The sequence below is a fragment of the Streptomyces sp. NBRC 110028 genome, assembly GCF_001417735.1.
Classification (GTDB): Bacteria; Actinomycetota; Actinomycetes; order Streptomycetales; family Streptomycetaceae; genus Streptomyces.
Window position 1 is genome coordinate 102,495 of the sequence record NZ_BBUZ01000038.1, and the last position, 24,636, is coordinate 127,130.

Below are 24,636 nucleotides of genomic sequence, written 5' to 3' on the forward strand. Positions count from 1 at the left end.
TCCGAACACTGAAAACAACCCACCTACCGGGCTCCCCAATCAGCACATGGTGGGCTTAACTTATGGTCTATGACCTCCCCCCGCAGCACCTACGGCGGCGGCTACTACTCCTCGCCGTCCTTCCCGGACACCCCCATCTACGACAGCCTTGTCGCCGAGCGGGGAACGCCTCAGATCGCACCCATCCGGGTGCCTTCCGCGTATGACAGCGGAAGCCACCTTCCGGCACTGCCCTCGGCGCTTCCCGCGCTCCCGGCCGCCCCCTCGCAGCAGACGCCGCAGCAGGGCTACCAGCAGCAGGCGCCCCAGCAGGGCGGCATGCAGCCCGGTGGCATGCAGCCGGGCGGACTCCAGCAGGCGCCCTCCCCGTACATCCCGCCGCAGGCGGGTCCGCGCGGTTACCCGGGGGCGCAGCAGCCGCGCCCGGCGGCGCCGAACGGGTACGAGGCGATGCGCCCGGCGATGCCGCGTCCCGCGGCGCCCCGCCCGGCGGCTCCCGCGCCGTCCCCGTACGACGACCCGTACGGCCGCCAGCAGCAGTACCCGGGGCGTCCCCAGCAGCCGGGGGGCGGCTACTGACCCCAGCGCTCTCCTCGCGCACCCTTCGCAACGCGGCCGGGGCCCGGCGTTCCGTTCCACGGAACGCCGGGCCCCGGCTGGTGTTCACCCCGCGGCCATCTTGGTCTGTCGGACCCTGCTGGCAGGATGTTCGGCATGGTCAACCCAGAGCTGAGCGCCCTCCACGTCTACCCCGTCAAGTCCATAGCGGGCCTGACGCCCGGTGCCGCGGTCGTGGAGCGGTGGGGGCTGGCCGGTGACCGCAGATGGATGGTCGTCGAGCCCAGCGGGCGCTATGTGACCCAGCGCCAGCAGCCGAGGCTGGCGCTCGCCTCGGCCGAGCTGCTGCCGGGCGGCGGTGTCCGGCTCAGCGCCGAGGGCCGGGAGCCGCTGCGGGTGACCGCGCCCGGGCCCAGGGATCCGTCGGCGCCGTCGCCGGCCGCCTTCCCCGTGATGATGGCGCGGACGGAGGTCGAGGTGGTGCCGGCGGGAGCCGAGGCCGACGCCTGGTTCAGCGACTTCCTGGGCACCGAGGCGCGGCTGGTCCACCTCGACGATCCCGCGCGGCGGCGGCCCCTGACCCCGGAGTACGCTCGCGACGGGGAGACCGTGAGCCTCGCCGACGAGTTTCCGCTGCTGCTCACCACCACCGCGTCGCTGCACGCGCTCAACTCGCTCATCGCCCAGGGGGATCACCCCGATGAGGGTCCCTTGCCGATGAACCGTTTCCGGCCGAATGTCGTGATCGACGGCACCGCGCCGTGGGCCGAGGACGACTGGCGGCGGATAAGGATCGGCGAGGTCGTCTTCCGGGTGTGCAAGCCGTGCTCCCGCTGCGTCATCACCACGACCGACCAGAGCACCGGCGAGCGCGGCAAGGAGCCGCTGCGGACCCTGGCGCGGCACCGGCGGGTGGGGGACGCCCTGCTCTTCGGGCAGAACCTGGTGCCGGAGGGCACGGGCACGCTGCGGCCGGGCGATCCGGTCGAGATCCTGGAGTAGTCCCACGGGCGCCGTGGCGGCGAGGGGCAGGGCGGCGGGCGGCTCGGCGGCCCAACCGGCCCCGGGCCCAGGGCCGTTCGGCCCTCGCCCGCCGGAGCGGGACGCGGGACTCTGACGGGGGCGGTGTGAACCGGTTGACCACGGGGCGGCCGGGCTCTCACTCCACCGCGGTGATGAGCGACCACGACCGGCCGGCCCCGCTCGGCGTGGGGTGCGGGGCCGGATGGGGAGCCGGCCTCGTGCCCCACGCGACTCCGGCACCGGCGCCCGCCTCACCCGCCCGGCGCCTCACCCCGCCCGGGGCTCACCGGCCCGTCTCGCGCTCCCTGATCCGCTCGGCGATCACCGCCGCCTGGATCCGCCGGCTCACCCCCAGCTTGGACAGGATCGAGGAGATCCGGTTCTTGACCGTCTTCTCGGCGAGGAACAGCCGCTCGGCGAGCTGCCGGTTGGTCAGCCCGTCACCGATCAGCTCCAGGATCTCCCGTTCCCGCGGGGACAGCCGCTCCAGCTCATCGGGCGTGCTGGGCTGGGTCCCGCGGAGCCGCGCCATGACGCGGGCGGTCGCCCCCGGGTCGGGCATGGACCGGCCGCCCGCCACGGTGCGTACGGCGGACACCAGGTCGGAGCCGTTGATCTGCTTGAGCACATAGCCCGCGGCCCCCGCCATGATGGCGTCGAAGAGCGCTTCGTCGTCGTCGAAGGACGTGAGCATCAGGCAGGCGAGATCCGGCATCCGGGCCCGCAACTCCCGGCAGACCGCGATCCCTTCGTGGTCGGCGTTCTCCCCCGACCCGCCCAGCCGCACGTCGAGCACCGCCACATGGGGCCGTACGGCGGGGGCGCGGGCGATGGCCTCGCGGGCGCTCGCCGCCTCGCCGACGACCGCGAGATCGGGCTCCGCGTCGAGCAGATCGCGCAAGCCCCGTCGCACCACCTCGTGGTCGTCGAGCAGGAAGACCCCGATGGGCTCGGCGGTCGGGTCGACGACTCCCCCGGCATCGGCGGTGTCGGCTGTCTCGGGCACTGCCTCTCCTCCGTGGCGCGCGGGGCGCCGGTCGTGATCCGGCTGCCCGCGCTTACGTCCTGCCGCGGGAAGGGGTAAGGGGCCATTCGGCCCTCAGGCGCGCCTCTTAGCGGTCAGCGGTGTGGACGACGACCCTACGCAGTCCGGGCCCGTCCGGCGGCGTCAGCGGGCGGCCCCGGCCCCGTCAGGGGGACATGCCGCCCGCGTACGGCCCGTACAGGTCCAGCAGCCGGCCCCGGGCGGCCTGCAGCCGCCGTCCGATCACCTGTGCGCAAGCCAGCGCGAGCGCGTAGCCCAGCTCCGGGTCGTCGTCGCACAGTCGGCGCACCGCCTCCGCGTCGAACTCGTACGCGCGCACCGGGCTGAGCGCCTCCGCGCCCAGGTGCCAGGTCTCCGGCGGGAACAGCCACGACCAGCCGATCAGCTCACCCGGGCCCAGCGTCTCGATCACCGCGGCCCGGCGGCCCGGGACCCGCAGGTCGAGGGTGATCGCGCCGGTGCGGATGACCCAGAAGTGGTCCGCCTTCCGGCCCTCCTCGAAGATGCGGCCGCCCGCGGGGAAGGACACATCGTGGGCGAGCGCCATCAGCCGCTCGCGGTGCTCGGTCTTCAGTGCGCCCAGAAGTCCCTTCATGGCCTCACTCTGCCGTCTCCTCCCCCGCCTCGCCCCTCGGCGGTGACCGTGCGTGCGAGGGGCCACCGCCCTGCCGGCCGATCCGAAGCGATACGTGGATGAGCACGTACCGACTCTCTCTTAGTCATTTCCAGTCGCGCTGCCGATATGACATGCCTTTTGTGGTCACACCCCCCAATGGGCGCCCCACACCCCATACCCTCGGCTGCTTCACCGACCCTGATGTCGCTCACCCTCGTCACACGGGAGGCCCTGGTGCCAGCCGACTGTCGTCGTCGGTCCGCCAACCGAGCCGGAGCACACCTGGAACATCTCCTGCACCGCCGCTTCACCGCCGGGGAGCTGCCCCGGCTGCGCGTACTCGTCGAGGAGTGCGCCGCCTGGGCCGGGCTCAGCGAGACCCGCCGCGGTGACTTCGTCCTCGCCGTCGACGAGATCGCCAGCAACGCGATCGAACACGCGGGCGGGAAGGGCTCCCTGCTGCTGCGGCGGGTGGGCGACGAGCTGGAGTGCCGGATCAGCGATTCCGGCCCCGGCTTCTCCGAGGACGTCATCCCGCAGATCCTGCCGGGGCTGGACGGCGCGACCAGCGGCCGCGGACTGTGGCTGACCCGCCTGGTCACCGACCGGCTGGCGATCAGCGCCGGGGCCATGGGCGCCGTCGTGACACTGGCCATGCGGCTGCGCTAGGGCGTGCCGGCCCAGCGGGTCCCCCGGGCGCGCCGCACAGCGCGTCATGACCACCGCTTCGGCGGGACAATGAGCGGGCATACAGCCAGGTGCGGGCAGGAGAGGCGGTGGGCGCGGTGGAGCTTCCCGTGGTCGTCGGGGTCGACGGTTCGGACGCCGCCTCCGACGCGCTGGACTGGGCCGCCGAGATGGCGGCCCGGCGGCGGCTCCCCCTGCGCATCGTGCACGCCTCCCTGTGGGAGCGGTACGAGGGCTACGTGCCCGCGACGGCCGCCGACCGCCCCACCGAGCGTCTGTACAGCGAGACCGTGCTGGCCACCGCCGCCGAGCGGGCCGGGCGGCGCGCCCCGGCGCTGAAGGTGATGACCGACCTCGCGGCCGAGGACGCGGTGACCGCCCTGCTGCGCGCCGGGCAGAGCGCGGAGGCGGTGGTCGTCGGGTCGCGCGGGCGCGGCGAGTTCGCGTCCCTGCTGCTGGGCTCGGTCGGGCTGGGCATCGCGGCCCGGGCGTCCTGCCCGGTGATCGTCGTCCGGGGCCGTCCGGAGGGCGTGCGGGGCCGGATGAACCGCGTCGCGGTGGGCATCGCCGAGCGCGAGCGCCCGGGCGAGCACGACCAAACGCCGCCCTCCCCCGCCGTCGCCTTCGCGCTCCGGGAGGCCCGGCTGCGCGGCTGTGAGCTGGCGGCGGTGCACGCCTGGCGCTGCGCGGGGCCGGAGGACCACGGGCCGCACGAGGACCACGCCGGGCACGCCGCCGAGCTGCTGGACGAGGCGCTGGGCGGGGTGACGGAGATGGCACGGCCGCCCGTCCCCGTGGCCTACCGCGCGGTCGAGGGCCCGGCCCGCAAGGCGCTGCTGGAGGCGTCGGACCTCGCCGATCTGCTGGTGGTGGGCGCCCGGCGGCGGCAGGGGCACTTCGGCATGCAGCTGGGCCTGGTCAACCACGCCGTACTGCACCACGCCCGCTGCCCGGTGGCCGTGGTCCCGCAGCCCTGATGGTCCCCCCTCGATACGCTGTGCCGCGCGGTGACGACGGTGGGGGACCAAAGGGGGGAACGGCGTGTCGGGCACGGCGGATCAGGGGCGTCATCCCGCGCTGCCTCAACTCCGGCTGGATCAGCTCCTGGACGAGCTGCAGGCGCGGCTGGACGCCGCGCGGGCCACGCGGGGGCGGACGCACAGCCTGCTGGAGGCCGTGCTCAGCGTGGGCCGTGAGCGGGACCTGAAGCAGGTGCTGCGGAGGATCGTGGAGGCGGCGGTGCTGCTGGCGGACGCGGAGTACGGGGCGCTGGGCGTGGTCGACCGCCACCGGCTGTCGCAGTTCCTGCCGGTGGGCACAGCGGAGGATCTCGCGCACCGGATCGGCCCGCTGCCGAGCGGCCACGGCCTGCTGGGCGAGCTGATCCGCCATCCGCAGCCGCTGCGGCTGACCGATTTATCCGAGCATCCGGCGAGCCATGGCTTCCCGGCGCACCATCCGCCGACGCGCTCGTCCCTGGGGGTGCCGATCCGGGTCCCGGGATCAGGTGTTCGGCAATCTGTACCTCACGGAGAAGCGCGGTGGCGCGCGGTTCGACCCCGATGACGAGGCGGTGCTGACCACCTTGTCGGCCCCCGCCGGGGTGGCCATCGACAACGCCCGGCTGTACCACGAGAGCCGCCGCCGGGAGCAGTGGCTGGAGGCGCTGGGGGTGATCACCCGCACACTGTCGGCGGGCACTCCGGCGGCCGAGGTGCTGAGTCTGGTCGCCCGGCCGGCCCTCCAGGTCTCGCTGGCCGATTCGGCGGCCATCCTGCTGCCCGCTCCGGGCACGGACAGCCTGATGGTGGAGGTCGCCGAGGGACATGACGCGGAGCGCATCAGCAGTCTGGTGGTGCCGTCCGGCGGCTCGCTGGCCGGTCTCGCGGTGCGCACCGGGCGGCCCGCGGTGGCGAGCGACGTACGGACCGATTCCCGGGCGCGGGCCCGGCCGCTGCCGGACCAGGAGCGCGAGTTCGGCCCGCTGGTGGCCGTACCGCTGGTCGCCCACGAGCGGTCCACCGGGGCGCTGCGGCTGTGCCGGCTGGCGGGGCGGCCCGCGTTCGACGACCACGAGGTGGAGCTGCTGTCGGGCTTCGCCGCGCAGGCGGCGCTCACGCTCGAACTGGCCCGGCACCGTGCCGAGTCCGAGCATCTGGCGCTGCTGCACGACCGCGACCGGATCGCCCGTGACCTGCACGATCTGGCGATCCAGCGGCTGTTCGCGACGGGTCTGACGCTGCAGGGCGCGAGTCGGCTGATCGAGCATCCGGAGGCGGGTGAGCGGGTCGGCAGGGCGGTGGACGACCTGGACGGGACGATCAAGATCATCCGATCGACGATCTTCGCGCTGCGGGCGGTCGGGGACGAGGACGGTGAACCGGCCACCCCGCGGCGGCGGCTGGTGAAGGCCGTGCGGTCGGCGTCGGACAGGCTTCACGCCGTCGCTTCCGATGGACGGACCGGTCGACACCGATGTGCCGGACGAGACCGGCGATCAGGCGCCGGCGGTGCTCGCCGAGGCGCTGAGCAACACCGTCCGGCACGCGCACGCCCAGCGGGTCGACGTACGGTTCACGGTCGGCGCGGATGTCGTTCTCACCGTCACCGACAATGGGGTGGGCATCGGCGGCGCGGCCCCCAGCGGCGGGCTGGTCAACACGCGGTCGCGGGCCGAGCTGCTGGGCGGCACGCCGAGCATCGAGGCGCCCGAGGCGGGCGGCACCCGGGTGGTGTGGCGCGTGCCACGGGCCGCGCCCGGCCCCGCGGGCGCGGCGAATGGGTTCAGCCCGTGATATGGCTCTCTCTTCACCGAATTCGCGCATATCCGGCCTGCCATGCGGTATCCACGAACGGGGAAGGGGGTTGTCGAAAGACGTGCGGATGATACGAATGATCAAGGGCTTGTGGCGTTGGCGGCGTAACCCGCTGCGCCGTAGGACCGATGTCGCGGAGGCGTACGCGGCGCTGGTCGCCGCGGTGCTGATCGTGCTCGCGGCCCCGGCCACGGGCTGGGCGGCGGGTTCCCTGGCGCATGGGGCTCTGGAGAGAACCGCGCAGGAGCAGCGCGCCGAGCGCCATGTCGTGACGGCGACCGTGACCAAGGTGCTGCCGCAGCCACCCATCGACTCCGACCCCGAGACCGCCTCCGCGCGTGACGCCCACCGCCGGGTCCTCGCCAGCTGGACGGGCCCGGACGGCAGCAGGCACCAGGGCACGCTCGGCGCCCACCCGGGCGCCGACGCGGGCGAGACGTTCCGTATCTGGACGGACGACCAGGGCCGGCTGAGGAGCCGTCCGCTGGACTCGGCCACCACGACCACCCACGCTGTGCTGGCCGGGATCGGCGCGGGCGCGGCGATCGCCGGGCTGGTCGACGGTGTGCGGCGGCTGTTCGTATGGCGGCTGGTGCGCCGGCGGTACGCCCAGTGGGACATCGCATGGGCGCGGGCCGGTCAGGACTGGGGCCGGGCCGACGCGGGCAGTTGACGCGGACAGTACGGCGCGAGCCGGGCATCGTCCCGGCTCGCGCCGTGTCACCACAACACCTCGTGCGCCGGTCCTTCCGGGCAGGTCAACTCGGCGTGCTCCGCGCACGCTACGGTGGGGCCTTCACGTGAACAGCGGCACAGTCGCGCACATCCGGCATACGCACGAGGTGGGGGCACAGCAGCACCATGGCACAGGGCTCGGTCGTCCAGGTGACGCACAGCGGAACGTCGCGGTGGCGACGCCGCACCGGAGAGTACGCCTCCCTCGCCGCGGCCCTGGAGGCCGCCGGGGACGGTGACGTGCTCTCCATCTCGCCCGGCACCTACCGCGAGAATCTGGTGGTGGGGCGGGCCGTCACCCTGCGCGGCCCCGAGGGCTCCTCGCGCGGCTCGGTGCGGATCGCTCCCGCCGACGGCGTCGCGCTGACGATACGCGCGTCCGCGGTGGTCCAGGATCTGCATGTCGAGGGCATGGACTCGGCGTCGCCCGCGCTGCTGGTCGAGGAGGGCACCCCGGAGCTGACGGACGTACGGGTCGCGACCCGCTCCGCCGTCGGCATCGAGGTGCGCGGCGGCGCCCGGCCGACCGTGCGGCGCTGCACCGTGGACAACCCGGCGGGCGTGGGCCTGAGCGTGCTGGACGGCGCGGGCGGGGTGTTCGAGGAGTGCGAGGTGATGGCGGCCGGGCAGTCCGGGGTCGCGGTGCGCGGCGGCGCCCGCCCGCGCCTGGAGCGGTGCCGGATCCACCACTCCTCGGGCGCCGGGGTCACCCTCACCGGCGAGGGCAGCTCGCTGGAGGCCGTCGGCTGCGAGGTGTACGAGATCCGGGGCGCCGGGGTGACGGTCTCCTCGCGGGCGACCGGGCACCTCACCGACTGCCGGGTGCACCGCACGACGGGCGACGGCGTCAACCTGGACACCGACGCCGTGCTCACGCTCGCGGACTGCGAGATCCACGACGTCCCGGAGAACGCGGTCGACCTGCGGTCCCGTTCGGTGCTGACGATGACCCGCTCGACGGTGCGCCGGTTCGGGCGCAACGGACTGTCGGTGTGGGATCCGGGCACCCGGGTGGACGCCAACCAGTGCGAGCTGCACGAGAGCACGGGCGACTATCCGGCCGTGTGGGTGAGCGACGGCGCCACGGCCGTGCTCGACTCGTGCCGGGTGCGGGACGTGCCGGACGCGCTGTTCGTGCTGGACCGCGGCTCGCGCGTGGACGTCGTCGACAGCGATCTGTCGCAGGTGCGCAACACGGCGGTGTCGGTGAGCGACGGGGCGACCGCGCAGCTGGACGACTGCCGGATCCGGGAGACGGCCACCGGCGCCTGGTTCCGCGACCACGGCAGCGGCGGCACCCTGGCGAACTGCACCATCGACGGCGCCTCGACCGGGGTGATCGTCACCAAGGGCGCCGATCCGACGGTCGAGCGCACCACGGTCTCCTCGCCGACGGAGGCCGGGTTCTATGTGTCCGCCGAGGGACGCGGCACCTTCACCGGCTGCCGGGTGACGGGCAGCAGCGGCTACGGCTTCCACATCATCGACGGCTGCCGCACCACCCTGACCCGGTGCCGCACCGAGCGGTGCGCGCGCGGCGGTTACGAGTTCTCCGAGGCGGGCCCGGCCGTCGAGGACTGCACGAGCGACGAGAGCGCCACCACCGCCGTCACCACCCCGGCGACCGCCCCCGCCCTCCCGGCGGCGCCCGCCGTGGAGACCGCCGCCTCGACGGGCGGGCTGCTGGGCGGCATCCCGGCGCAGCGCGCGACCCAGCCCCCGGCCGTGACGGCCGCGTCCGGCGCTCCCGCCGCCGAGCCGGTGTCGGTGCGGCCCTCCACGACGGTGCTGGGCGAACTGGACGCGCTGGTCGGTCTGGAGAGCGTCAAGCGCGAGGTGCGCGCCCTCACCGACATGATCGAGGTCGGCCGGCGGCGGCAGGAGGCCGGGCTGAAGGCCGCCTCGGTCCGCCGCCACCTGGTCTTCACCGGCTCCCCCGGCACCGGCAAGACGACGGTCGCCCGGCTCTACGGCGAGATCCTGGCCTCCCTGGGGGTGCTGGAGCGCGGCCACCTGGTGGAGGTCTCCCGGGTGGACCTGGTCGGCGAGCACATCGGCTCGACGGCGATCCGCACCCAGGAGGCGTTCGACCGGGCGCGCGGCGGGGTGCTGTTCATCGACGAGGCGTACGCGCTCTCGCCCGAGGACTCCGGCCGGGACTTCGGGCGCGAGGCGATCGACACCCTGGTGAAGCTGATGGAGGACCACCGGGACTCGGTGGTGGTCATCGTCGCCGGGTACACCGCGGAGATGGAGCGCTTCCTGTCCGTCAACCCCGGGGTGGCGTCCCGCTTCTCCCGCACCATCACCTTCGGCGACTACGCGCCCGAGGAGCTGCTGCGGATCGTGGAGCAGCAGGCCGACGACCAGGAGTACCGGATCGGCGAGGGCGCCTCGGAGGCGCTGCTGAAGTACTTCACGGCGCTCCCGAAGGGCCCGGCGTTCGGCAACGGCCGCACCGCCCGGCAGACCTTCGAGGCGATGGTGGAGCGGCACGCGGGCCGGGTCGCCCAGCTGAGCGACCCGACCACCGATGACCTCACCCTGCTCTACCCGGAGGATCTGCCCGAACTGCTCTGAGCGGATTCGGTGTCGCCGTGGGCCGGTCCGGAATCGCTCCGGGCCGGTTGCGGTACGGCCGCGCAGCCGCAGGGTGTTCCCTCGGGGATCCGGGCGAGCAGTTCGGCCCGCTCCTGGTCGAAGGCCGGGTCCGCCTGGTACTCGGAGTGCCCCAGGATCGGTGCGGGCAGCGGGTGTTCGGCGGTGCGGCCGTAGGCGAGCGGGTCCTTGAAGGCGTCGCAGTCCACCTCGGGCCCGGTGCCGTCGGGCAGCCGGATCGGGCCGCCGATGGGGTCGGTGCGGCGCCACAGGTTGCGCCAGCACCGCACCTCGCCGTGGAGCGAGCGGAGTTGGGCGGGGCCGAAGTAGGCGGGGAACCAGCGTCCGTACAGCCGCTCCAGCGGTGAGCCGTAGGTGAGCAGCGCGATCTGGGCGCGGGTGCGCAGGTCGACCTGCCAGACCGCGGCGGCGGCCAGCACGCTGCCCTGGGAGTGCCCGGAGATGACGAGGCGGCCGCCGTAGGTGCGGGTCCAGGTCTCCATCCGCCAGGTCAGGTCGGGGACGGCGCGCTCGGCGTAGCAGGGCGGGGCGAAGGGGTGCGCGGCGCGCGGCCAGAAGGTGCCGACGTCCCACAGGATGCCGATGGTGCGCCGGGCGGACGGGCTGCGGTAGGCGCGGCGGGCCCAGGTGACCAGCATCAGTACGGCGAAGCCCATCATCCAGGAGCCGAGCGCCTGTGCGGTCTGGGTGGCCGCGTCCACGATGCTCGGGGTGTCGTCGGCGGCCCGCCCCGGCACCTCGTTGGTGGCCAGGGCCCCGGCGACCGCGAGCCCTCCGAGCAGCAGGGCGAGCAGGGCGACGGGGCCGACGAGCCAGGGGGCGGAGTCGGTGAGCCCGGCGCGGGCGATCGTGCCGGCGATCCGGCGGGTGCGCACCGCGTCGGCCGTTTCCCCCGGATAGCTGTCCAGGACGTCGGGGATGAGGCGTTCGCGGATCCGCCAGGCCCGCAGGGCGAAGATCACGGCCAGCAGCAGGATCATCAGCAGTAACACCGGTATGGCCGTGGCCCACCAGGACAGCAGGATGGGAGGCGCGATGGTGCCGCCCTCGCCCGGGGTGGCGCCGCCGTCCAGCCAGTCGGCGATGCGCTGTGCGAGGCCGCCCGCGAGCACCGAGCCGAGTCCGCAGGCGAGCGTGGCGACGGCGGGACCGGCCAGCCCGCGCAGCGGGGTGCGCGGGGTGGGCCCCTCCCGGTACAGGACCACGGCGCACACCGCGATGGCCACGATGAGCGCGCCCTGCGCGATCGCGATCACGGAGAACGTCTGGTCCCCGGGGAGCCTTCCGTGGGAGACCCAGCGGGGGCGGGACCAGCCCGCGTACAGCAGGGCGAGCACCAGCACGCCGAGCGCGGCGCCGGGCAGCGCGGTGATGGTGAGGCGGTCCAGTCCGCTGTCGGTCTTGGTCTCGCTGCGGCCGCGGCGGCACACCACGTACACCACCACGCAGCCACCGGCCACCACCAGGGTCAGCAGCGTCCCGCCCAGGGCGGCCGACGGGGCGCCGCCGACGCTTCCGCGGTCGTACCCGGCGGTGGCCGCGGTGACGGCCGCGGCGATCGTCAGGAATCCGGCGGCGGTGTGGGCGGCGCGCAGCCGGGCGACGATCCGGCGGCCGTACCAGAAGCCCGGCAGGCACAGCGCGGGGCGGTTTTCCGACTCGGGGCAGGTCTCGTCCACCGGCAGCTCCAGCGGCGCCTGCGACTCGTACGCGCTCCAGGTGCGGTTGGACAGGTACCACAGCAGGCCGACCAGGGCCGCCGGTACGACGGCTGCGAGGGCGAGCCGGCGGCCGGGCTGGCTCCACCAGCCGTCGTCACCGGCGGACAGGAAGCCGAGCCAGGTGCCGTCGGAGCAGTCGGGCGTGCCCGCGCACTGCCAGGCGACCAGGTCGAGGGCCACCTCGCAGGCCCCGGCGATCAGCAGCACGGTCAGGCTGAGCGCGACCAGGCGCACCAGCAGGCCGTAGGTGCGCACGGTCCGCTCCCGCCGGTCGGCCGCAGGGCGCATCCAGTGCGCCAGGTTGACGACCATGAAGGGCAGCAGGAGCAGCCACAGGGCGCGGGCGCCGTTGCCGGAGGTGAGGTTGGACCAGACGTACGCCTCGCGGACCGGGGCGTCCTGGTAGTCCTCCGGCCGGGACTCGGCGTCCATGTCGTCGATGCGCCGGTAGACCGCGGCGGTCTCGTCGCCGGTGAGCGGGGTGGTGCGCGGGTCGCTGAGCATCTCCTGGGGGGTGGCGCCGCCGACGCCGTGGACCAGCAGCTCCAGATCGGGGGGCGGTCCGCTGTCCGGGGGCGGCGGCGACACCCCCAGCGTCCGCTCCACCCCCGCTGCCGATGCCCTGGTACCCGTGGTCGATGCCACCGTGTCCCCCGATCCCGGTGTCCGTGCGGTCGTTCCGTCCCGGTGTTCGCTCCAGGATTGTGCCCAGCGGGGTGGGACCAGGACCATGACAGGCCGGGCGTGGCGAAATCGTAACCCCCGGTCCTCCGGGGACCTGCTGTCCGTCCCCCGTGCGAAGATGGCCGCGCGGGCGACACGCGCCGACCGGAAGGGAACGGGCAGGGTGAGCGACAACCAGAACCTCCTCGCCGAGCAGCGGCGCGCCCTGATCCTCGACGAGGTCAGACGGCGCGGTGGAGTGCGGGTCAACGAGCTGACACGCAAGCTCAACGTGTCGGACATGACGGTCCGTCGCGATCTGGACGCGCTGGCCCGGATGGGCGTGGTGGAGAAGGTGCACGGCGGCGCGGTGCCGGTCGCCGAGGCGAGCACGTACGAGCCGGGGTTCGAGGCCAAGTCGGGTCTGGAGCTGAGCGCCAAGGAGGACATCGCGAAGGCCGCCGCCGCGATGGCCGCGCCGGGCACGGCGATCGGGCTGGCCGGGGGTACGACGGCGTTCGCGCTGGCCCAGCAACTGCTGGAGGTGCCGGATCTGACCGTGGTGACCAACTCGGTCCGGGTGGCGGACGTGTTCTACACCGCGCAGCGGTCGGCGGCGCTCGGCGGGGCGGCGCCGCGCCCCGGAGCGGCCACCGTGGTGCTCACGGGCGGGGTGCGCACCCCGTCGGACACGCTGGTGGGGCCGGTCGCGGACGCCGCGGTGCGCTCGCTCCACTTCGATGTGCTCTTCCTCGGGGTGCACGGCATATCGGTCGAGGCCGGGCTGTCCACGCCGAACCTGGCGGAGGCGGAGACCAATCGCCACTTCGTACGGTCCGCGCGGCGGGTGGTGGTGGTCGCCGACCACACCAAGTGGGGCACGGTGGGGCTGAGTTCGTTCGCCTCGCTGGACCAGGTGGACGCGCTGGTGACGGACCCGGGGCTGCCGGCCGGGGCGCGCGCCGAGATCGCCGAGTATCTGCCGGAGCTGGTGGTGGCGGGCGAGCCGGCCGAGGCCGCGTCGGAGTTCTGACGCCGGCGGCACACGCACATCTGACGGTGCGACAGATGTGCGGCTATGGTTGCCCCCATGGCATACCGGTTGCGTTCCGTGGGGCTGGACTACACCGAAACCGCCCCGGTCCGACTCGCGTTCGTCGCCGAGGCGTCGGCGCCGCCCGAGGCGGTGTTCGGGGCGCTGGCCGATGTCGAGAGCTGGCCCCGCTGGTTCCGCCAGGTGTCCGACGCCCGCCCGACGGCCGACGGGACGGGCCGGGAGATCCGGCTCACGGCCGGCACCCGGTTCCGCGAGACGATCATGGCGACGGACCCGTGCGAACGGTACGCGTACCGGATCGACGAGACGAACGTGCCGGGGCTGCGGGCGCTGCTGGAGGAGTGGCGGCTGGTGCCGTGGCACTCCGGCACCGTGGTGCGCTACACGTTCGCGCTGGACGGCACGGCGGTGACCCGGGCCGCGGCGCGGGCCTTCCGCCCGGCGCTGCGGCGGGCCTTCCACGACGCGGTCCGGTGCCTGGACCGGCGCCTGACGACGGCGGTCTGAGGCGCCTTCGTTCGCTAGTCCGGCCAGCGACCGGTCGTCAGGAAGGCGTCGATCGCCTTCGCGTGCGGCTCGATGTCCAGCCCCTGCTCCTCCAGCCAGGCGTCCGAGTAGTACTTGTCCAGATACCGCTCCCCCGGGTCGCACAGCAGCGTCACCACGCTTCCCGTGCGCCCCCGCGCCACCATCTCCGCGACGATCTTCAGCGCGCTCCACAGCCCGGTGCCTGTGGACCCGCCCGCCTTGCGGCCGATCGCCCGCTCCAGCGCCCGTACGGCGGCGACGCTCGCCGCGTCCGGGACCTTCATCATCCGGTCGATCGCGCCGGGCACGAAGCTGGGCTCCATCCGGGGACGGCCGATCCCCTCGATACGGGAACCCGAATCGCTGCACGCGTGGGCGTCGTGGTCCACCCAGCCGTCGAAGAAGCACGAGTTCTCCGGGTCGGCGACGCACACCCGGGTGTCGTACTGCATGTAGTGCACGTAGCGCGCGATGGTCGCGGAGGTGCCGCCGGTGCCCGCCGTGGCGACCACCCAGGCCGGTTCGGGGTAGCGCTCCAGCCGCAGCTGCTGGTAGATCGACTCGGCGATGTTGTTGTTGCCTCGCCAGTCGGTCGCCCTTTCGGCGTAGGTGAACTGGTCCATGTAATGGCCCCCGGACTCATCCGCCAGCCTCATGGACTCCTCGTACATCTTCCGCGGGTCGTCCACGAAATGGCACTGGCCGCCATGGAATTCGATCAGGCGGCACTTTTCCCGGCTCGTCGTGCGCGGCATCACCGCGATGAAGGGGACGCCGATCAGCTTCGCGAAGTACGCCTCAGAGACGGCGGTGGAGCCGCTGGACGCCTCGATGACGGGTTTGCCGGGGCGGATCCAGCCGTTGCAGAGCCCGTAGAGAAACAGTGAGCGGGCGAGCCGGTGCTTGAGGCTCCCTGTGGGATGGGTGGACTCGTCCTTGAGGTACAGGTCGATCCCCCACCGCTCCGGGAGCGGGAAGCTCAGCAGGTGCGTATCGGCGGAACGCTGCGCGTCGGCCTGCACTTTCCGGACGGCCTCCTTGAGCCAGTTCCGGTAGTCGTGGTCGCTGCGGTCCACGTCAACCGTGTCGACGACCATCCGCGTCGTACTGTCCACGCCGCTCCTCGTACTTGTGCCCCGTGCCCGGTCCGAGTGGCATACTCGGTCCGTTTCGATCCTAAATGGCCCCCGGTGCGCCCTGGTGCGGCGGCCCGGTCACAGGCAGACTGCGCAGCAGGGAGAATGAGGCAGCAGCGCTTGCCAGTCGGAAGCCACCGGGGAGGCGGTCGTGATGGCCGATACCGAGTTCAACGCCAGGGGCGTACGGATCGAGCGATTCCTGCGCTCGGTCACCCGCGCCGGACAAGTCTCGATCAAGGACGGCAGGCTGGAGCTGCTGACCAGCTACGGGCGCGAAATCGACAGCGCCCCGGTGCAGTCGGTCCGGGCGAGCAAACCGTGGTTCGTGGACGGCGACCAGGCCATGGCGACCGTCAACGGGACCCGCTACCGCCTCACCCTCGGCCAGCAGGACCCGGCCAAGCCCTCCGGGTCCGGGGCCGCCAGCCGCTTCCTCGACGCCGTCCGATCCGCCCGGGGGCACGCCCGCAAGGGGTGAGCCGGCCGAGTTGCGCATGCGCGCGGGGGGACCGACCCTGGACGAGCATCAGTATCACTGAGGGTCAACAAGCGGTGACGCTGAGAACCGGCCCACCGGTCGCGCACAGCAGCCACCACTGCTGCACGCGTTCGTCGCCCGCATCTGCATCAGGCTAGCCCCAACTTCTTCAGGGAGTCGCAGCCGTGATCAGTCGTCCTAGCAGGCATTGCACGGTGGAGCTGCAAGCCCTGCCGTCGCGGATCGGTCAGGTCCGCAGAATCGTGTCGGCGCAGTTGCGCTACTGGCATCTGGATCCGCTCATCGACCCGGCCGCGCTCGGCGTCACCGAGCTGCTCACCAATGTGCACCGGCATGCCGAGCCGGACAAGCAGTGCACGGTGGAGATCGCCCTCATGCTGGACCGCCTGACGGTCTCGGTCCGCGACCAGGATCCGCGGCTGCCCCGGGTCCGCGCGTGCGACCCCGTATCCACGCACGGCCGGGGGCTCGCGCTGGTCGCGGCGGTCAGCCAGACCTGGGGGATGCGCGTACGGGACGACGGCGCCGGCAAGGTCGTCTGGTTCTCCCTGGCCGTGCCGCAGCCCGCCGCCGTGACCGGCTCGCCGTACGCGGCGCATGGAGCCGCCCGCACCGCGCCGCCGCACCGCGCGACCGTCTCGCGCCCGGCGGCGGCCCCCACTCCGGCCTCCGCACCGGCCCCGGTGTCCCCGGTGACTCCGGTGACCCCCGTGTCCGCACCGGCTCCCGTGGCGGCGCCCGCCCCCGCACCGGCGGCGGCATCCGTCTCGGCGGTGCCGCCCGCACCGCCCGCACCGCCCGTACGGGAGCGGGCACCGGCCGCCCGATCGGCCGTATCCCACTGAGCGTACGGATCGTCACCGGGCGTCCTGGCCGCCCCGCCCCACGACGGACGGGACGGCCCGGACGTCCGAGCGCTCAGCCGGCGGCGCCCTTGGGGTGACGGCCGAACTGCTCGTCCAGGACGGACAGCCGCCGCCAGTACTCGTCCTCATCGATCTCACCGGCCGCGAAGCGGCGCCCGAGCACCACGATCGGCGACTGCTCGCCGAGCGCCGGGCGGCCCTGCTGCCAGGGGGCGCGTCCGCGCCACACCGTCCGCCGCAGCAGGAAGATCCCGCCGCCGGCGACCAGCGCCCACATCAGGGGGAAGAAGACGATCCACGGGCCGGGCCCGGGTCCGTCGGCGAAGCCGTGCGCCAGGGTGTTCATGGTGATCGCGCTCCTCGGTGGTTCCGCAAGGTTCACCTCCGAGCGTCCCGCCCGGCGGAGCCCGGGTCGTCCTACGGCCGAGGGCAGTTCGTCTCGTCCCCGGGGAGTACGGCGGGTACCGCTACGCCGCGCCCAGCGCCGCCAGCGGATCGTCCAGCACCGGCTGCCACGCCAACTCCGCCGCGCCCACCAGGCTGCCGTGGTCCAGCGTGCACGGCAGGATCGGCACGCCACCGCTCCGGCCCCACAGGCTGCGCTCGGCGACGACCGCCCGCAGCCGCTCCGGGTCGGCCTCCAGCAGCTCGCGGTGGAGGCCGCCGAGGATGATGCGATCGGGGTTGAGGATGTTGACGAGCCCGGCGAGCCCGAGGCCCAGCCGGTCGATGAGCTGCTCGGCGGCGGCCCGCACCGACGGTTCGGCGTAGTCCCCGCGGATCAGGTCGCGCGCCTGCTGGAGCAGGGAGCTCTCGGGGCCGGGGTCGCGGCCGGCGGTGCCCAGGAAGGCGAGCGGATCGGCCTCGATGTCCAGACAGCCGCGGCTGCCGCAGTGGCATGGCGGCCCCTCGGGGTTGACGGTCAGATGGCCGACCTCCAGGGCGAGCCCCGCGCTGCCGGTGTGCAGCCGTCCGTCGAGGACCAGCGCGCCGCCGACGCCCCGGTGCCCGGTGGCGACGCACAGCAGGTGCTGGGCGCCGCGCCCGGCACCGTGCCGGTGTTCGGCGAGGGCGGCGAGGTTGATGTCGTTGCCCGCGTGGCCGGTGAGGGGTTCCCCGTCCGCGCCGCGGATGCCCGCCGCGGCGAGGCTCCGGGTGAAGTGCTCGCGCACCGGCGCGCCCGCGGGCCAGGCGATGTGCAGCGGGTTCAGCGCGGTGCCCTCCGGTTCGGCGACCGCGGACGGCACCGCAAGTCCGGCGCCCACACAGCGGCGGCCGGTCTCCCGGAGCAGCTCGGCCCCGGCCTCGACGACCGCGTCGAGGACGTGCGCCGGGTCGGCGGGCACCGTCATGCGGCCCGGGGCGGTGGCGACGATGGCGCCGCCGAGCCCGACGAGCGCCGCCCGGAAGCCGTCGGCGTGCACCTGGGCGGCGAGCGCGACGGGTCCGCGCGGGGCGATCGCCAGCCGGTGCGACGGGCGGCCCTGCGCCCCCGCCGAGCCGAGCGGGCGCGCGTCGACCTCGATCAGGCCGAGCGCCTCCAGCTCGGCGGCGACGGCTCCCGCGGTCGCGCGGGTCACCCCGAGTTCGGTCGTGAGCACCGCGCGGGTGGGCGCGCGGCCGGTGTGTACGAGCGCCAGTGCCGGGCCGAGAGCTCCCCGGCCCCGCTCGAGCCTTGTCCGTGTCTGGGTCACGCCCCTATTCTCACTTTGTGCCGACATCAAACAAAACATGGACGGCCATGACGGGGAAACGCGCCGCCGCCACCCCCGAGCGCGCTTTTTCCCAACTCCGCGCCTCCCTCACCGCGTTGTTCGCCCTCGATGGCTTCGTCTTCGCCGGATGGGTGGCCCGTATTCCGGCGATCAAGGACCAGACGGGTGCCTCCGCGGGCGCCCTGGGGCTGGCCCTGCTGTGCGTGTCGGTGGGCGCCACGGCCACCATGATGATCACCGGCCGGCTCTGCCGGCGCTTCGGCAGCCACGCCACGACGGTCGCCCTCGCCGCGCTGCTCTCGCTCAGCGTCACCCTGCCGCCGCTGACCCGTTCCGCGCTCGCCCTCGGGCTGGTGCTGCTGGTCTTCGGGACCGCTTTCGGCGGGCTCAACGTCTCCATGAACAGCGCGGCCGTCGATCTCATCGCCGCGCTGCGCAGGCCGGTCATGCCCGGCTTCCACGCGGCGTTCAGCCTGGGCGGCATGGCCGGGGCGGGGCTCGGCGGGCTGCTCGCGGACCATCTCTCCCCCACCCGCCATCTGGCGCTGCTGGCCGCCGTCGGGCTGGTGTTCACGGCGGGCGCGGGCCGGACGCTGCTCTCCGTTCCGCCGCCGTCGCCGCCCGAAACCGATACGAGCCCGGCGGCCGAGGCGGCCGGCGGAGCGCGGCGGGGGCCCGCGCGCTGGCTGGTCGCCGTGTTCGGCCTGATCGCCCTGTGCACGGCGTACGGCGAGGGCGCGATGGCGGACTGGGCCGCGCTCCATCTCCACCAGGACCTCGACGCGTCCGCCGGGGTCGCCGCCGCCGGTTACTCCGTCTTCGCCCTGACGATGGCCATCGGGCGGCTGTCCGGCACGATGCTGCTCGAACGGCTCGGCCAGACCACGACGCTGGCCGCGGGCGGCGCCACGGCGGCGGCCGGGATGCTGCTGGGCGCGCTCGCGCCGACGGTCTGGCTCACCCTGCTCGGCTTCGCGGTGACCGGGCTCGGCCTGGCCAACCTCTTCCCCGTGGCCATCGCCCGGGCGGGCGCGCTGACCGGCCCCAGCGGGGTCGCCGCGGCCTCCACCCTGGGCTACGGCGGCATGCTGCTGGGCCCGCCCGTGATCGGCTTCCTCGCCGACTGGTTCTCGCTGCCCGCCGCGCTCACCACGGTCGCGGGGCTGGCGGCGGTCGCGGCCGTCGTCGCGTACGCCACGCGCAACGTCGCACGCCCCGGGGTTGGTTGAATTCCGCCAGGTCACCCCGCTTGTCGGTGACGGCTGGCAGAATTCCGCCATGGAGATTGCCGAGCTGATCGACGTCCTGGACCGTGAGGGACACCTGCTGGCCGACGCCGCGGCCAAGGCGGGCACGGACGCCCGGGTGCCCACCTGCCCCGGGTGGCAGGTCCGGGAGTTGCTGTCGCACATCGGGCGGGTGCACCGGTGGGCGGCCCGCTATGTCACCGAGGGCCTGGCCGAGCGGGTTCAGCTGAGTGAGGAGCCGGAGCAGGACGGCGCCGAGCTGGTGGCGTGGTACCGGGAGGGTCATCGGGCGCTGGTCAAGGCGCTGACCGACGCCGATCCGGCCCTGGATGCCTTCACCTTCCTGCCCGCCCCCTCGCCGCTGGCGTTCTGGGCCCGGCGGCAGGCCCATGAGACGGCGATCCACCGGGTCGACGCGGAATCGGCGCTGGGGGCCGACCACTCGCCGTTCGACCCGGCCTTCGCGGCGGACGGGATCGATGAGCTGCTGGTCCGCTTCCACGGGATGGAGCGCAGCCGGGTGCGGCTGGACACCCCGCGCACCCTGCGGCTGCGGGCCACCGACACCGACGATGTCTGGACGGTGCGGCTCTCCGAAGAGCCCCCGCACACCACGCGCGGCGCCGAGGGGGACGCGGACTGCGAGCTGACCGGCCCGGTCGGCGAGCTGTATCTCGTCGTGTGGAACCGGCTGCCGTACAGCGCGCTGAGCGGCAAGGGCGATCTGTCGCTGGCGCAGGTGTGGCGGGAGCACTCGCGCGTGTGAGCGGAAAGCAGCGAGAGGTGAACCATTTTCCGGACCCGACAGAGGACTGATGCCCGATGACCGGACCCCGTAGCCAGGCCGACCGGGACGCGCTCACCGTGGAGATCGTGTTCGCCGTCGTCACGGGCGCGCTGCTGGCGGCCGTCCTGTTCGTCGCCGTCGCGAGCCCCGCGCTCTTCGGCGAACTGGGGCGGGCCCAGGAGACGGCGTGGCGGACGGCCGCCGCCATCGCGGCCACCGCCGGGTTCGTCCACCGCGTCATCAGGGTGCTGTGGCTGCCGCCCCGGAGGAAGGGCGGATGACCGGAGACCGGCGGTGGCGGTGCGCGGGGCTGCGCTGGTCCTCCGGCTCCGGCCCCGCGCTCCTGTGGCGCCACGCGGCCCACGGTGAGCGCACGTCGGCGCTGACGCCCGGCCGCCCGCTGGCCTTCACCACCGGGCCCGGCCGCCACTGCACCGGGGTGCGCCGGGGCGCCCGGCACACCCCGTGCCCGGACGGCGCGGAGGTGGCCGCGTCGGCCGTCTCGGCGCAGTGCGCGGACTGCGCCCGGCTCGACCGTTCGTACTCGGTCGCCGCCGACACCCACGCCGACGACCCCCGCCCGTACGACGTCTATCTCGCCTGGTTCGGACCCGGGTTGGTCAAGGTCGGCATCACGGCGGCCGAGCGGCAGGGCGTGCGGCTGCTGGAGCAGGCCGCGCTCTCGTACGCCCTGCTCGGCCGCGGCCCGCTGATGGCCGCGCGGCGCGCGGAAGCCGTGCTGGGCGCCGCGCTCGGCGTCCCGGACCGCTTCCCGTACGCCGCCAAGCGCGCCGCCCGCGAGCAACCGCCGCCCCGGGAGCGCCGCGCCGCCGAGCTCGCGGCGCTGCACGCGCGGGCGGGTGGGCTCGGCGGCCTGCCGGAGTCGCTGGCCCTCAGCGCCTTCGCGCCGGTCCACCACGACGAGGCGTTCCACCTGGAGCGGCTGCGTCCGGTGCGGGGGGTGATCCGGCTCGCCGCCGATCGCACGGTGGCGGGACGCGTGGAGGGCGTGGCGGGGCCGGACATCCATCTGACCGCGCCGGACGGCCGCCTCCTGCTGCTGGACGGCCGTCTGCTGGCGGGCCGTCCGCTCGGCGCGGCCGCGGCGGACGCGGAGACCACGGCCCCGGTGGAGGTTCCGGCACGGGCGGCCGCGAGCCCCGAGGCGCTGTTCTGACGCGGGGGCCGGGGTCCGTCAGCCCAGCCATCCCGGGCGCACCAGCCCGGACTCATAGGCGAGGACGACGAGCTGGGCGCGGTCGCGCGCGCCCAGCTTGACCATCGTGCGGCTCACATGGGTCTTGGCGGTGAGCGGGCTGACGACCAGCCGCCGCGCGATCTCCTCGTTGGACAGCCCGATCCCGACCAGGGCCATCACCTCCCGTTCCCGCTCGGTCAGTTCCGCGAGGACCGAGGCGGGTGCCGGCTCCTTGGAGCGTGCGGCGAACTCGGCGATGAGGCGGCGGGTGACCCCGGGCGACAGCAGCGCGTCGCCGTCGACCACGGCCCGCACGGCGCGCAGCAGTTCCTCCGGCTCGGTGTCCTTGACCAGAAAGCCCGAGGCGCCGCCGCGGATGGCCTCGAAGACGTATTCGTCCAGGGCCCGCGCCCCGGCCCCCGCTCCCCCGTGAATGCGTGCATACGGGTAACGCTAGACCGGCCACCCGCCTACGGCGTCCCCCGCGCGCGGTGGCCGCCCGTACTCCCGCCGGAGCAGGCCCCGGAGTACCGCCCGCTATCCCAGCCCCGCTTGCCGTCCCAGGGCGGCGGCGGTGTGCGTGAAGAACTCCTCGCGCGCCTCCACCACCCCCTGGAACTGGCCGAACAGCTCGAAGCTGATCATCCCGAACATCTGCGCCACCGCCGCGACGAGCGCAGCGAGCGCCGCGGCGGGCAGCTCGGCGCCGGGACCGCCGAGGACGTCGGCCAGCGTCGTCATATCCGCCCGCACCCCCTCCGGCAGCTCCGCCTCCTCCGGTACGCGCAGGGCGCCCGCGGCGTGGGCGTCGCGCGCGACGCCGATGAGGGCGAGGGCGACGCGGGCGGCGGGGGCGACGGTGTCCTGAGGCGCCGAGTAGCCCGGCACCGGGGAGCCGTAGATCAGCGCGTACTCATGCGGGTGGGCGAGCGCCCAGGCCCGGGCCGCCCGGCAGACCGCGGTCCAGCGCGCCACGGGCTCGCCGTCGCCGCGCGTCGCGTCGAGCGCGGCCTCGGCGGCGGCGCCGATCGCGTCGTACGCCTCCACGATGAGCGCGGTCAGCAGCTCATCGCGGCTCGGGTAGTAGCGGTAGAGAGCGGAGGAGACCATGCCCAGCTCGCGGGCGACGGCCCGGAGCGACAGCTTGGCCGCGCCCTGGCCGGCCAGCTGGCGGCGCGCCTCTTCCTTGATGGCGGCGGTCACGTCGGCGCGGGCCCGTTCCCTGGCCCCTCGGATCGCGGTCATGCGGTCCAGTCTGCCACCTTCCGGAGCGGCGACCCAAAACGAGAGCAGTGCTCTTGCCGGGACGTACGGCACGGTGCACACTGCTCTTGAACGAGAGCACTGCTCTCATCGTGGCTCACGGCCAGACGGAGGACGTCATGACACAGCACTACCTCGCACCCCGCCGCTTCGAGATGCCCGCCCACCGCGCCGTGGCCTGGCTGGCCCGCCACGGCCTGAGCCTCTTCGGCGCGGCGGAGCTGTCCGTACCCGGCCGGACCAGCGGGGCGCCACGGCGCGTCCCGGTCAACCCGCTGCCCCTGGACGGCGGGCGCTATCTCGTCTCGGCGCGCGGCAACGCCCAGTGGGTGCGCAACCTGCGGGCGGCCGGGGGCGGACAACTGCGCAAGGGGTGCGGAACGCGGCCGTTCACCGCCGCCGAACTCCCCGAGGGCGAGGAGAAGACGGCGGTGCTGCGGGCCTATCTGGGGCGGTGGGGGTGGGAGGTCGGCGCCTTCTTCGACGGCGTGAGCGCCACCTCCCCCGACGCCGAACTCGCCCGGATCGCCCCCCTGCACCCGGTCTTCCGCATCACCACCACGGACGCCTGAGCGCTCCCGGACGCGAGGAACGCGCTACGGCGCCTGAGTGCCCTGGTCGCTGGGCGTCTGCCGGCTCCGGTCCATCGCCGCCAGGGCCCGCCGGGCCGCCGGATGGGTGCGGATGAGATCGGCCAGCGTCGTCGTACCGCGCGTGATCTTCGTGAACGCGCGCCACGCCGGGCGGAATCCGGTGAGCGCGGCGTGGAACATCCCGGGGCGGCGGGCGAACACCGCGTACATCCGGCGGCCGACGCCCATCTCCACACCGAGACCGGCCTTGATCGCGAAGGCGTAGTTGAGGGCCTGCCGCCGGGCGTCCACCGCGTCGTGCGCCTCGGCGATCCGCACCGCCCACTCCCCCGCGAGACGGCCCGAGCGCAGCGCGAAGGAGATCCCCTCCCGCGTCCACGGTTCGAGCAGCCCGGCCGCGTCCCCGCACACCAGCACCCGGCCGCGGGAGAGCGGCGAGTCGTCCGCGCGGCAGCGGGTCAGATGGCCGGAGGAGATGCTCGGCTCGAATCCGGCGAGGCCGAGCCGGGCGATGAAGTCCTCGAGATAGCGCTTGGTGCCCGGGCCCTCGCCGCGCGCCGAGATGACGCCGACGGTCAGCGTGTCGCCCTTGGGGAAGACCCAGCCGTAACTGCCGGGCATCGGACCCCAGTCGATGAGCACCCGGCCCGCCCAGTCCTCCGCGACCGTCTCCGGAACCGGGATCTCCGCCTCCAGACCGAGGTCGACCTGGTCCAGCTTCACCCCGACGTGCGCGCCTATCCGGCTCGCGCTGCCGTCCGCGCCGACCACGGCCCGCGCCAGCACCGTCTCGCCGCCCGCGAGGACGACGGCCACGGTACGCCGGTCCGGTACGGACGGGCCGTGCTGCTCGACGCGGCTGACGGCCACACCGGTGCGCACCTCGGCGCCCGCGTCCTTGGCCGCCTCGACCAGACCGGCGTCGAACTCCGGCCGGTTGATGAGCCCGAACAGCATGTGCTTGGAGCGGCGGGTCCGGGACAGCTTGCCGTTCATGGAGAAGGTCACGGCGTGGACGCGCTCGCGCAGCGGCAGTTCGAAACCGGGCGGCAGCGCCTCGCGCGACGGGCCGATGATGCCACCGCCGCACGTCTTGTAGCGCGGCAGTTCGGCCTTCTCCAGCAGCAGCACCCGGCGGCCGGCGCACGCCGCGGCGTGGGCCGCTGAGGCACCCGCGGGCCCCGCGCCGACCACGACGACGTCCCATACCGTCTCTTTGTCCGGGGTTGCGTTGTCGCTGCTCACGTGTGCTTCCGCTCCC

The 24,636-nt window shown here is 74.1% G+C and carries 23 protein-coding genes and 2 pseudogenes; 16 read left to right on the plus strand and 9 right to left on the minus strand.

Annotated features, from left to right (window positions below):
- Positions 1-69 precede the first annotated feature (69 nt).
- Together ASC60_RS30395 and ASC60_RS30400 are read left to right on the plus strand one after the other, a co-directional pair.
- Entirely contained in the window at positions 70-579 is a 510-nt protein-coding gene (locus ASC60_RS30395; protein ID WP_055556562.1) for a DUF6643 family protein, read from the plus strand.
- 135 nt (positions 580-714) lie between these two features.
- On the plus strand, positions 715-1,560 hold the full coding sequence (locus ASC60_RS30400; protein ID WP_055556564.1) for an MOSC domain-containing protein: 846 nt from the start codon (positions 715-717) through the stop codon (positions 1,558-1,560).
- 304 nt (positions 1,561-1,864) lie between these two features.
- Here the strand turns inward: ASC60_RS30400 and ASC60_RS30405 are convergent, their stop codons facing one another.
- Complete coding sequence (locus ASC60_RS30405) at positions 1,865-2,587, minus strand: response regulator transcription factor (protein ID WP_055556566.1); 723 nt, start codon at positions 2,585-2,587, stop codon at positions 1,865-1,867.
- Positions 2,588-2,771: 184 nt separating this feature from the next.
- Positions 2,772-3,221 (minus strand): Crp/Fnr family transcriptional regulator, encoded by a 450-nt coding sequence (locus ASC60_RS30410; RefSeq protein ID WP_055556568.1) that lies wholly within the window; start codon positions 3,219-3,221, stop codon positions 2,772-2,774.
- A gap of 255 nt (positions 3,222-3,476) precedes the next feature.
- Here ASC60_RS30410 and ASC60_RS30415 point away from each other — a divergent pair, with 255 nt between their 5' ends.
- From ASC60_RS30415 to ASC60_RS30435, 5 genes and pseudogenes are all read left to right on the plus strand, one after another.
- Positions 3,477-3,911 carry an ATP-binding protein gene (locus tag ASC60_RS30415; RefSeq protein ID WP_055556623.1) on the plus strand — a complete coding sequence of 145 codons (435 nt, stop codon included), beginning with the start codon at positions 3,477-3,479 and terminating at the stop codon, positions 3,909-3,911.
- A 107-nt stretch (positions 3,912-4,018) separates the two neighbouring features.
- Entirely contained in the window at positions 4,019-4,906 is an 888-nt protein-coding gene (locus ASC60_RS30420; RefSeq protein WP_079038719.1) for a universal stress protein, read from the plus strand.
- A 64-nt stretch (positions 4,907-4,970) separates the two neighbouring features.
- A pseudogene (locus ASC60_RS30425) lies at positions 4,971-6,724 on the plus strand (GAF domain-containing protein).
- 91 nt (positions 6,725-6,815) lie between these two features.
- Positions 6,816-7,418, plus strand: coding sequence for a hypothetical protein (locus tag ASC60_RS30430; protein ID WP_055556627.1), 603 nt, complete (start codon positions 6,816-6,818; stop codon positions 7,416-7,418).
- Positions 7,419-7,606: 188 nt separating this feature from the next.
- The gene (locus tag ASC60_RS30435; protein WP_055556570.1) at positions 7,607-10,060 is read left to right on the plus strand and encodes a right-handed parallel beta-helix repeat-containing protein; all 2,454 of its coding nucleotides are present in this window, start codon (positions 7,607-7,609) and stop codon (positions 10,058-10,060) included.
- Here ASC60_RS30435 and ASC60_RS30440 read toward each other — a convergent pair.
- Complete coding sequence (locus ASC60_RS30440) at positions 10,030-12,132, minus strand: hypothetical protein (protein ID WP_370592982.1); 2,103 nt, start codon at positions 12,130-12,132, stop codon at positions 10,030-10,032. The two genes, ASC60_RS30435 and ASC60_RS30440, sit on opposite strands and share 31 nt — an antisense overlap.
- Before the next feature lie 535 nt (positions 12,133-12,667).
- On the opposite strand from ASC60_RS30440, the gene ASC60_RS30445 reads away from it, so the two are divergent.
- Together ASC60_RS30445 and ASC60_RS30450 are read left to right on the plus strand one after the other, a co-directional pair.
- Entirely contained in the window at positions 12,668-13,516 is an 849-nt protein-coding gene (locus tag ASC60_RS30445) for a DeoR/GlpR family DNA-binding transcription regulator (RefSeq protein ID WP_055556572.1), read from the plus strand.
- A gap of 57 nt (positions 13,517-13,573) precedes the next feature.
- Entirely contained in the window at positions 13,574-14,047 is a 474-nt protein-coding gene (locus ASC60_RS30450; protein WP_055556574.1) for an SRPBCC family protein, read from the plus strand.
- A 14-nt stretch (positions 14,048-14,061) separates the two neighbouring features.
- Here the strand turns inward: ASC60_RS30450 and ASC60_RS30455 are convergent, their stop codons facing one another.
- Positions 14,062-15,165 carry a PLP-dependent cysteine synthase family protein gene (locus ASC60_RS30455; protein WP_055556576.1) on the minus strand — a complete coding sequence of 368 codons (1,104 nt, stop codon included), beginning with the start codon at positions 15,163-15,165 and terminating at the stop codon, positions 14,062-14,064.
- A gap of 193 nt (positions 15,166-15,358) precedes the next feature.
- On the opposite strand from ASC60_RS30455, the gene ASC60_RS30460 reads away from it, so the two are divergent.
- Positions 15,359-15,685 carry a hypothetical protein gene (locus tag ASC60_RS30460; RefSeq protein ID WP_055556578.1) on the plus strand — a complete coding sequence of 109 codons (327 nt, stop codon included), beginning with the start codon at positions 15,359-15,361 and terminating at the stop codon, positions 15,683-15,685.
- 215 nt (positions 15,686-15,900) lie between these two features.
- A complete protein-coding gene (locus tag ASC60_RS30465; protein WP_055556580.1) occupies positions 15,901-16,551 on the plus strand; it encodes an ATP-binding protein in 651 nt (216 codons plus the stop codon).
- Between the two features lie 73 nt (positions 16,552-16,624).
- Here the strand turns inward: ASC60_RS30465 and ASC60_RS30470 are convergent, their stop codons facing one another.
- Both ASC60_RS30470 and ASC60_RS30475 read right to left on the minus strand, forming a co-directional pair.
- Positions 16,625-16,918 carry an SHOCT domain-containing protein gene (locus ASC60_RS30470; RefSeq protein ID WP_055556582.1) on the minus strand — a complete coding sequence of 98 codons (294 nt, stop codon included), beginning with the start codon at positions 16,916-16,918 and terminating at the stop codon, positions 16,625-16,627.
- 121 nt (positions 16,919-17,039) lie between these two features.
- A complete protein-coding gene (locus ASC60_RS30475) occupies positions 17,040-18,293 on the minus strand; it encodes an ROK family protein (RefSeq protein WP_199831086.1) in 1,254 nt (417 codons plus the stop codon).
- Between ASC60_RS30475 and ASC60_RS30480 the strand changes: the two genes are divergently transcribed.
- The 4 genes from ASC60_RS30480 to ASC60_RS30495 are packed head-to-tail and all read left to right on the plus strand — an operon-like array spanning position 18,284 to position 21,498.
- Positions 18,284-19,516 (plus strand): MFS transporter, encoded by a 1,233-nt coding sequence (locus tag ASC60_RS30480; protein WP_055556586.1) that lies wholly within the window; start codon positions 18,284-18,286, stop codon positions 19,514-19,516. The two genes, ASC60_RS30475 and ASC60_RS30480, sit on opposite strands and share 10 nt — an antisense overlap.
- 49 nt (positions 19,517-19,565) lie before the next feature.
- The gene (locus tag ASC60_RS30485; RefSeq protein ID WP_055556588.1) at positions 19,566-20,300 is read left to right on the plus strand and encodes a maleylpyruvate isomerase family mycothiol-dependent enzyme; all 735 of its coding nucleotides are present in this window, start codon (positions 19,566-19,568) and stop codon (positions 20,298-20,300) included.
- A 56-nt stretch (positions 20,301-20,356) separates the two neighbouring features.
- The gene (locus tag ASC60_RS30490) at positions 20,357-20,602 is read left to right on the plus strand and encodes a DUF6332 family protein (protein WP_055556590.1); all 246 of its coding nucleotides are present in this window, start codon (positions 20,357-20,359) and stop codon (positions 20,600-20,602) included.
- Positions 20,599-21,498: a DUF2797 domain-containing protein gene (locus ASC60_RS30495; RefSeq protein WP_055556592.1), complete on the plus strand. Its 900-nt coding sequence runs from the start codon at positions 20,599-20,601 to the stop codon at positions 21,496-21,498. The genes ASC60_RS30490 and ASC60_RS30495 overlap by 4 nt, the downstream gene beginning before the upstream one ends.
- Before the next feature lie 18 nt (positions 21,499-21,516).
- Here ASC60_RS30495 and ASC60_RS30500 read toward each other — a convergent pair.
- Together ASC60_RS30500 and ASC60_RS30505 are read right to left on the minus strand one after the other, a co-directional pair.
- A pseudogene (locus ASC60_RS30500) lies at positions 21,517-21,921 on the minus strand (LuxR C-terminal-related transcriptional regulator); the annotation flags it as partial.
- Between the two features lie 135 nt (positions 21,922-22,056).
- Positions 22,057-22,764, minus strand: coding sequence for a TetR/AcrR family transcriptional regulator (locus tag ASC60_RS30505; protein WP_055556594.1), 708 nt, complete (start codon positions 22,762-22,764; stop codon positions 22,057-22,059).
- 137 nt (positions 22,765-22,901) lie between these two features.
- Here ASC60_RS30505 and ASC60_RS30510 point away from each other — a divergent pair, with 137 nt between their 5' ends.
- Complete coding sequence (locus ASC60_RS30510) at positions 22,902-23,354, plus strand: nitroreductase family deazaflavin-dependent oxidoreductase (protein ID WP_055556596.1); 453 nt, start codon at positions 22,902-22,904, stop codon at positions 23,352-23,354.
- A 24-nt stretch (positions 23,355-23,378) separates the two neighbouring features.
- Here the strand turns inward: ASC60_RS30510 and ASC60_RS30515 are convergent, their stop codons facing one another.
- Entirely contained in the window at positions 23,379-24,620 is a 1,242-nt protein-coding gene (locus ASC60_RS30515) for a geranylgeranyl reductase family protein (protein ID WP_055556597.1), read from the minus strand.
- Between the last annotated feature and the right edge of the window lie 16 nt (positions 24,621-24,636).

Excerpts from the sequence above, each read along its gene's own strand:
- ASC60_RS30410 (WP_055556568.1), bottom strand. The coding sequence starts at position 3,221 with ATGAAGGGACTTCTGGGCGCACTGAAGACCGAGCACCGCGAGCGGCTG.
- ASC60_RS30470 (WP_055556582.1), bottom strand. The coding sequence starts at position 16,918 with ATGAACACCCTGGCGCACGGCTTCGCCGACGGACCCGGGCCCGGCCCG.
- ASC60_RS30505 (WP_055556594.1), bottom strand. The coding sequence starts at position 22,764 with ATGACCGCGATCCGAGGGGCCAGGGAACGGGCCCGCGCCGACGTGACC.
- ASC60_RS30475 (WP_199831086.1), bottom strand. The coding sequence starts at position 18,293 with ATGTCGGCACAAAGTGAGAATAGGGGCGTGACCCAGACACGGACAAGG.
- ASC60_RS30450 (WP_055556574.1), top strand. The coding sequence starts at position 13,574 with ATGGCATACCGGTTGCGTTCCGTGGGGCTGGACTACACCGAAACCGCC.
- ASC60_RS30395 (WP_055556562.1), top strand. The coding sequence starts at position 70 with ATGACCTCCCCCCGCAGCACCTACGGCGGCGGCTACTACTCCTCGCCG.
- ASC60_RS30495 (WP_055556592.1), top strand. The coding sequence starts at position 20,599 with ATGACCGGAGACCGGCGGTGGCGGTGCGCGGGGCTGCGCTGGTCCTCC.
- ASC60_RS30510 (WP_055556596.1), top strand. The coding sequence starts at position 22,902 with ATGACACAGCACTACCTCGCACCCCGCCGCTTCGAGATGCCCGCCCAC.
- ASC60_RS30490 (WP_055556590.1), top strand. The coding sequence starts at position 20,357 with ATGACCGGACCCCGTAGCCAGGCCGACCGGGACGCGCTCACCGTGGAG.
- ASC60_RS30400 (WP_055556564.1), top strand. The coding sequence starts at position 715 with ATGGTCAACCCAGAGCTGAGCGCCCTCCACGTCTACCCCGTCAAGTCC.
- ASC60_RS30435 (WP_055556570.1), top strand. The coding sequence starts at position 7,607 with ATGGCACAGGGCTCGGTCGTCCAGGTGACGCACAGCGGAACGTCGCGG.
- ASC60_RS30485 (WP_055556588.1), top strand. The coding sequence starts at position 19,566 with ATGGAGATTGCCGAGCTGATCGACGTCCTGGACCGTGAGGGACACCTG.
- ASC60_RS30455 (WP_055556576.1), bottom strand. The coding sequence starts at position 15,165 with ATGGTCGTCGACACGGTTGACGTGGACCGCAGCGACCACGACTACCGG.
- ASC60_RS30460 (WP_055556578.1), top strand. The coding sequence starts at position 15,359 with ATGGCCGATACCGAGTTCAACGCCAGGGGCGTACGGATCGAGCGATTC.
- ASC60_RS30440 (WP_370592982.1), bottom strand. The coding sequence starts at position 12,132 with ATGGTCGTCAACCTGGCGCACTGGATGCGCCCTGCGGCCGACCGGCGG.